The organism is Skermanella sp., assembly GCF_059503625.1.
The window spans coordinates 1-5798 of sequence record NZ_JCACHA010001057.1; the positions used below are offsets into that span (position 1 = coordinate 1).

General features: G+C 65.5%; 3 protein-coding genes. 2 read left to right on the top strand and 1 reads right to left on the bottom strand.

Annotated features, from left to right (window positions below; all coding sequences use genetic code 11):
- Nucleotides 1–441: 441 nt before the first annotated feature.
- Nucleotides 442–876, top strand: coding sequence for a hypothetical protein (locus AC5JJ6_RS38305; RefSeq protein ID WP_496047069.1), 435 nt, complete (start codon nucleotides 442–444; stop codon nucleotides 874–876).
- A 37-nt stretch (nucleotides 877–913) separates the two neighbouring features.
- Here AC5JJ6_RS38305 and ppc read toward each other — a convergent pair whose 3' ends face one another.
- Nucleotides 914–3679: a phosphoenolpyruvate carboxylase gene (ppc, locus tag AC5JJ6_RS38310; protein ID WP_496047070.1), complete on the bottom strand. Its 2766-nt coding sequence runs from the start codon at nucleotides 3677–3679 to the stop codon at nucleotides 914–916.
- A gap of 462 nt (nucleotides 3680–4141) precedes the next feature.
- Here ppc and AC5JJ6_RS38315 point away from each other — a divergent pair.
- Nucleotides 4142–5798: hypothetical protein (locus AC5JJ6_RS38315; RefSeq protein WP_496047071.1), on the top strand; the 1657-nt coding region annotated here is incomplete at its 3' end.

Sequence of the window (5798 nt, forward strand, 5' to 3'; positions counted from 1 at the left end):
CAACCGTCCTCCGCATCCCCGTCGGCACGCTGATGAGCCGCCTCTGCCGGGGCAGGCTTGAGCTGGCGCGCCGCTTCAAGGAGGCGGGGGCGAAATTCTGAATGGCGGCAGGGAGCCGCATCGGAGCAAACCGTGTCGGATCGGCGTCTCCAAAACCGGGATTGAAGATGTTGCCCCCGCGTCCGGCGGCATGCTTCCAAGACCGCCTCCGGACTCTCATCGAGCAAATCACCGGGTCTCCGCACCCGTCCTTTCGTCCTTACCGGAGATGAATGCGTCGAGCGGGACCTGCCCGGCGGATGGAGCTGCACGCCACCTCACCGGATCGCGGCTTTCCGCCGCAACGCCGCCGCAACACAACGGCATGCATTGCATCCGCTCCGGCTTTCAGCGAAGTATCGGCGATGCGACCGGCGACACCCCAGTTCCCTGAAGGCCATCATGAGCGGGTACAAAGCGAAACTCGACGAGCTGAAGACGATGCTCGTCAAGGCGGAGGATTTCGGCGCCGTCTACAATTTCTTCTTCGATCACGTCGCCTCCAACCGGGAATTCATCGAGGCGAGCCAGCGGGGCAAGAACGATAAGCTGAAGGAGATCCTGAAGCTGATCGGGACGGAGGTGCTTGGCAAGAACTGCTCCCTCACCAACCTCCTGATGCTGAAGATACGGAGAGACAACCTGTTCCACGGCGGCGGCTTTCTGAACGGCTGCATATCGACGATCATCTATTTCAGCGACATCGACATGGGCATGGTGGCGATCAACACGGATCCCGGAACCAGCAAGATGACCTTCACCCGGATATCGGTCCTGCCGAACAACAGGAACGTGACCTCCGCCTCCCTCTCCAGCAACAACGGCACCCTGCAATAGAAGGCAAGGATGCCCCCCTGCCCCTATCCCGATGCCCTCACCCGCTGTTCCGCAACCCCGCCGCGATGCCGTTGATCGTCAACTGAATCCCCCGCAGCACGTATTCCTCCGCCGCAATGGTCCGGTGGCGCTTCAGCAGTTCCACCTGGACGTGGTTCAGCGGGTCCAGGTAGGGGAAGCGGTTGCGGATCGACCGCGCCAGCAGCGGATTGCTTTCCAGCAGGACCTCCTGCCCCGTGATCGTCAGCAGGGCGTCGACCGAGGCCTGCCACTCCGCCCGGATGCGGTTGAACACCCTGTGACGAAGATCCACGTCGGTCACCAGCTCCGCGTACCGCGACGCGATGGCGATGTTGCTCTTGGCCAGCACCATGTCCATGTTGGACAGCAGCGTCTGGAAGAACGGCCAGTCCTTGTACATGGCCTTCAACGTATCCATCCCGTCGTCGGGATGGTCCGCCAGATAGGCCTGGATCGCCGAGCCGAAGCCGTACCAGCCCGGCAGCATCAGGCGGCACTGCGCCCAGCTGAACACCCAGGGGATCGCCCGCAGGTCCTCGATGCTGCGCGTCTTCTTGCGGGATGACGGCCGGCTGCCGATGTTCAGGCCGGCGATCTCGGTGATGACCGTGGACTCCCAGAAGTAGTTCTCGAACCCCTCCGTCCCGTAGACCAGATCGCGGTATGCCCCGAAGGCATGCGCCGACAGCTCCTCCATCGTCGCCAGATAGTCTTCGCGCGGCGCCGCCCTGTCCGGCTGAAGCAGCGTCGCTTCCAGGGTCGCGGCAGCCAGCGTTTCCAGGTTGCGCCGTCCGACCTCGGCGTTGGAATACTTGCCGGAAATCGTCTCGCCCTGCTCGGTGATGCGGATCTGTCCCTGCACCGCCCCGCCCGGCTGCGCCAGGATCGCCTGATAGCTGGGACCTCCGCCCCGGCCGACCGAGCCGCCGCGGCCGTGGAACAGGCGCAGCCTGATCCCATGCCGGCGGAACACGTCGACCAGCCCGATCTCCGCCTTGTAAAGCTCCCAGCCGGAGGTGACGAATCCGCCGTCCTTGTTGCTGTCCGAATAGCCCAGCATGACTTCCTGGACATTTCCACGGCTTTCCAGGAACCGCCGGTACTCCGGTATCCCCAGCAGCCGGTCCATGATGCCGGTCGAGTTGCGCAGGTCGTCGATGGTTTCGAACAGCGGGACGATGTTGACCGCCAGCACGCCGCCCGGCGGCCGGAGCAGCCCGACCTCCTTCAGCAGGAGCGCCACTTCCAGGATGTCGGACACGCCGTCCGCCTTGGAGATGACGCTGTTCGGGACCGAAGCCGCCCCGTAGCGCCGGTGCGCCTCCGCCGCCGTCCGCAGGATCGCCAGTTCGGACAGCGTCTCCTCCGAATAATCGACGAACTGGGAAACCAGCGGCCGCGCCGTCTTCAATTCCGTCAGCAGCAATTCTATCCGCGCGTCCTCGTCCAGCTCGCGGTACGCCGTGCCCGGCGCCGCCGCCTCCAGCAGGTCGGCCACCGTCCGCTCGTGGACGTCGGAATTCTGGCGAAGGTCGAGCCCGGCCAGATGGAAGCCGAACACCGCCACCGCATGGCGCAGGTAGCGCAGCCGGCCTCGCGCCAGGATGGCGGAGCCATTCTTCATCAGGCTGTCGTGGATGACGTCCAGTTCGGCCTTCAGCTCGGCGGCCTCGGCGTAGGGCGGCGCCTCGCCGACCGCGTGACGCAGCACTTCGGCATGCCCCAAGCCGCGCGCGGTCGCGGCCAGCCGGGCGTAGATGCCGGTGATCGCGCGGCGGTACGGCTCGTCCTGCCGGTTGGGCGAACGGTCGGGCGAGCGGTCCGCCAGTTCCCGCAGGGCGTCGGAGAACGGCACGTTCCGCCGGTTCAGCGACAGCTCTCCGCCCAGCGCATGAAGCTCCTCCAGGTAGAAGCTCAGCGCGTGGGTGCCCTGGATCTTCAGCGCCTGGGCCACGATGTCGGCCTGGACGAAGGGATTGCCGTCGCGGTCGCCGCCGATCCAGCTTCCCATGCGCAGGAAGGGCGGAACCTCCGCACCCTGCCAGGACGGGTCGGCGGCCAGCCGGTCCTCCAGCAGCGCGTAGAAGCGCGGCAGCTCGCGCAGGAAGGTCTGGTCGTAGAACGACGCGCCGTTCTGGACCTCGTCGATCACCGTGCGCTTGGTCCAGCGCAGCAGGCTGGTCTGCCACAGGGTCACCACGGCCCGCCGCATCGCCTCGTCGCAGGCGGCTTCCTCGTCCGGGGTCATCCGGCCGTGCTCGCGCGCCGCCAGCAGATGCGCCAGATCCAGTTCGCGGTTGAGCGAGCTCTTGCGCCTGACTTCCGTCGGATGGGCGGTCAGGACAGGGCAGATCAGCGCTTCCGCGAAGAAGGCGCGCAGCCGGTCCGCCGGGATGCCTGCCTCGAAGGCGCGGTTCAGGGCGTGGCCGATCGTTCCGGGACGTGGGGCCGATCCCGCCAGATCGTGCGCGCGGGTGCGCCGGATATGGTGCTGGTCCTCGGCGATGTTCGCCAGATGGGAGAAGTAGGAGAAGGCCCGGACGATGCGGGTGGTCTGGCGCGGCGTCATGCCGTTCAGCAGGCTTTCCAGCTCCTGCCGCGCAACCGCGTCGTCGTCGCGATGGAACCGGATCGATGTCTGGCGGACGCTTTCGACAAGGCCGAAGACCTCTTCGCCTTCCTGTTCGCGGATCGTGTCGCCCAGGATGCGCCCCAGCAGCCTGATGTCGTCGCGGAGTGGGAAGTCCTTCTCGGGCACTTCGGCCTGGTTCATGACCCGCATGATTAACCGCCTCTTCTCAGCCGCCTCGGTCACGTCGGTAAGGATCGCGTCGGTAAGGATCGCGTCGTGAAAACTGTAACCACCGGTCCACCGGGGCGCCATACACTATCTTGCTGCACCGCGAAAAATGGACAAAGAATTCAGTGGACTGTGACACATATCCCAATTTGGTCACTCTTCGGACCACGATAGTGTCACTGGCACTTTCCGCAAATTGCATCGATAAAGAATTTGTCGGTCACCTGAGACGGAAGATGCTGCCGAGCACCAAGAAGAACTCAATCCCGGAGTAAGGCAAGGTCAGCACACAGGTCGTTACTGGATGTGAACTTGTGTTCACTGTCCAAGGGCAGACTTGGATTGTGCTTATTTTATGCTCCGAAAAGATCAGACGATGTTTTCGTCCAGACCGCCGGTCAGTGACGGACGGCTTCAAACCAAGAGAACCCCGGTATCAGCACAATGGCAACCATTTCCCTGTCCGAAACGGCCGCTGTCCCCGAAACCGGCGCCGCCGCACCGGCGAGCGCGCCCGTTCCGGCTGCCGCCACGACGCCGCCGCCGGCGATCGTCAAGGTTTCCGCTCCCGGCGGCGTGCTCCAGGCGCCCGACCTGCCCTCGGCCTCGGGGCCGGGCGAGATCGTGGCGGTGCAGCTTCAGAACAATACGGACAGCGCGCAGGGACCGGGAGAAGTCACCTTCGGCCATGTCTTCCGCCCGGGCGACCTGGGCGCCGGCCAGCACCTGACGGCCGTGATCGGCGGACGCGACGTGCCGGTGCAGATGGACGTCAAGGCGACCCATCCGGACGGCTCGGTCCGGCACGCCATCCTGACCATCGACCAGCCCGGCCTGGCGGCGGGAGAAACCGCCGGCGCCATGCTCAGGAAGGCCGGCGGCGGACCGGACGGTGCTGCGATCCGGCCGGACGACATCATCGCCAGGGGCTACGACGTCGACGTCAACGTCGACCTGAAGAACTCCGACGGCTCGGTCACCCGCTTCAAGGTCGATGCCGCCGCCGAACTGGCCAAAGCCGCCGGCGACGGCACGCTGAAGACCTGGATGAGCGGACCGCTCGCCTCCGAATACCGCGTGGTCACGGCGCTCAACGACCATCTCGACGTGACCCTGGACATCCGGGCCTTCAAGGACGGATCGGTCCGCACCGACGTCGTCATGGGCGTCGAATCGTCGTACCAGGGCGGTCTCCAGAACTTCTACGACTACGACATCGAGGTCCTGGACCACGGCAAGACGGCCTATGCCAAGGACGGCATCGAGCACTTCCGCAACAGCCGCTGGCACGAGGAAGTCTGGTCCGGGAACCGGCCCGACATCCATGTCGCCCAGGACGTCGATTACATGAAGTCGACCGGCGCCGTGGTCGACATCGACAGCTCCATGGGCGTTTCCCCCGGCAGCGTGGCCCTGCCGTCCGGGGCCGATACAGATCCCATGGGCAGCGCCATGATCGCCAGGGACATGTCGCAGGTCGGCGGGCGCGGCGACCTCGGCATCATGCCGATCTGGAACGCCCGCTATCTGGCAAGCCAGGACGAGCAGGCGCAGAAGACCATGCTCGCCAATGCCGACGCCGCCGGCAGCATCCCGTGGCACTACCGCGACGAGGCGACCGGAGACTACCTGCGGATCGACGACCACCCCAACCTGTGGATGGACGGACGGACCAACTGGCCGCAGTTCGGCGACGACGGGCTGACCAACGGCTTCTCCGACGGCAAGCCGGCCGGCTGGGCCATCGACACCGCCCACCAGCCCGCCCTCAGCTACCTGCCCTATCTGGTCACCGGCTCGCAATATCATCTGGACGAGCTGATGGCCCAGACGGCCTACAGCGTCGCGTCGTTCGCGCCGCACTACCGGGGCCAGGAACAGGGCTTCGTCGATTTCGACCAGGTCCGCAGCCGCGCCTGGACGTGGCGCGACATGAGCGACGCGGCCTATATCACGCCCGACGACCATTCGATGAAGGGCTATTTCGAGAAGCTGCTGGACAACAACCTGGATGCGCTGGTCAAGCGCTACGTCATCGACGGGCAGGCCGACAAGTACGGCGACTTCGAAGGCTTCCTGCGCCACAGCACCTGGGCCGACG

Coding starts and splice junctions, on each gene's coding strand:
- AC5JJ6_RS38305 (WP_496047069.1), top strand. CDS start 442: ATGAGCGGGTACAAAGCGAAACTCGACGAGCTGAAGACGATGCTCGTC.
- ppc (WP_496047070.1), bottom strand. CDS start 3,679: ATGCGGGTCATGAACCAGGCCGAAGTGCCCGAGAAGGACTTCCCACTC.